Annotated in this window: 1 protein-coding gene; it reads left to right on the forward strand. The window is 65.7% G+C overall.

Translation table 11 applies throughout. From position 1 onward, the window contains the following. A partial coding sequence (gene tuf, locus V3391_RS17470) for an elongation factor Tu (RefSeq protein ID WP_332079742.1) occupies positions 1–1,022 on the forward strand: 1,022 nt, incomplete at both ends.

The following is a 1,022-nucleotide window of genomic DNA, read 5'->3' on the forward strand; positions in this document are numbered from 1 at the left end:
TTCAAGGCCTACGACGCGATCGACGCGGCGCCGGAAGAGAAGGCGCGCGGCATCACGATCTCGACCGCACACGTCGAATACGAATCCGAGACGCGCCACTACGCGCACGTCGATTGCCCGGGCCACGCCGACTACGTCAAGAACATGATCACCGGCGCTGCGCAGATGGACGGCGCGATCCTGGTGTGTTCGGCCGCTGACGGCCCGATGCCGCAGACCCGCGAGCACATCCTGCTGTCGCGCCAGGTCGGCGTGCCGCACATCGTCGTGTTCCTGAACAAGGCCGACATGGTCGACGACGCCGAGCTGCTCGAGCTGGTCGAGATGGAAGTGCGCGAGCTGCTGTCGAAGTACGACTTCCCGGGCGACGACACCCCGATCATCCACGGCTCGGCCCGTCTGGCGCTGGAAGGCGACCAGAGCGACATCGGCGTGCCGGCGATCCTGAAGCTGGTCGACGCGCTCGACACCTTCATCCCGGAGCCGGAGCGTGACGTCGACAAGGCGTTCCTGATGCCGGTCGAAGACGTGTTCTCGATCTCGGGCCGCGGCACCGTGGTCACCGGCCGCATCGAGCGCGGCGTGATCAAGGTCGGCGAGGAAATCGAAATCGTCGGTATCCGTCCGGTGCAGAAGACGACCGTCACGGGCGTCGAAATGTTCCGCAAGCTGCTCGACCAGGGCCAGGCTGGCGACAACGCCGGTCTGCTGCTGCGCGGCACCAAGCGTGACGACGTCGAGCGTGGCCAGGTGCTGGCCAAGCCGGGTTCGATCAAGCCGCACACCGAGTTCGAAGCCGAAGTCTATGTCCTGTCGAAGGACGAAGGCGGCCGTCACACGCCGTTCTTCAAGGGCTACCGTCCGCAGTTCTACTTCCGCACGACCGACATCACGGGTGCGTGCGAGCTGCCGGAAGGCACCGAGATGGTGATGCCGGGCGACAACGTGAAGATGGTGGTCACGCTGATCAACCCGGTGGCGATGGACGAAGGTCTGCGCTTCGCGATCCGCGAAGGCGGCCG

Source organism: Luteimonas flava (assembly GCF_036584485.1).
GTDB classification, from domain to species: domain Bacteria; phylum Pseudomonadota; class Gammaproteobacteria; order Xanthomonadales; family Xanthomonadaceae; genus Luteimonas; species Luteimonas flava.